General features: G+C 72.3%; 1 pseudogene. It reads right to left on the bottom strand.

Annotation, left to right across the window (positions count from 1 at the left end):
• Nucleotides 1–264, bottom strand: a pseudogene (locus V7E45_RS40200) (VWA domain-containing protein); the annotation flags it as partial.

Genomic DNA, 264 nt, shown 5'->3' with positions numbered 1-264 from the left:
TCGGCTCGGTGACCTCCGCCTTGGCGTCTGCCTCGGCTACCGGCTCAGCCGCGGGCTCGACGGCCTCGGGCTCCGGCTCAGCCGTCTTCGGTGCGGGCTCGGTGGCGTCGGCCTCGGCATCAGCCGTGGGCTTGGATTCGGCCTCGGGTGAGGGGTTCCTCGGTTCCGTGGCCTGCTGGGGGACCGTGATGTTGTCGAAGGCCGCGGAGACCAGTTCGTGCTCCCCGGAGGAGGACGTGCGGGGCTCGGGAACCTGGGTGGGGG

This window comes from Streptomyces sp. IBSBF 3136 (genome assembly GCF_036815105.1).
Taxonomy (GTDB): Bacteria; Actinomycetota; Actinomycetes; order Streptomycetales; family Streptomycetaceae; genus Streptomyces.
Note: the sequence above shows the minus strand (reverse complement) of the source record. Positions and strands in the feature narration are given on the sequence as shown.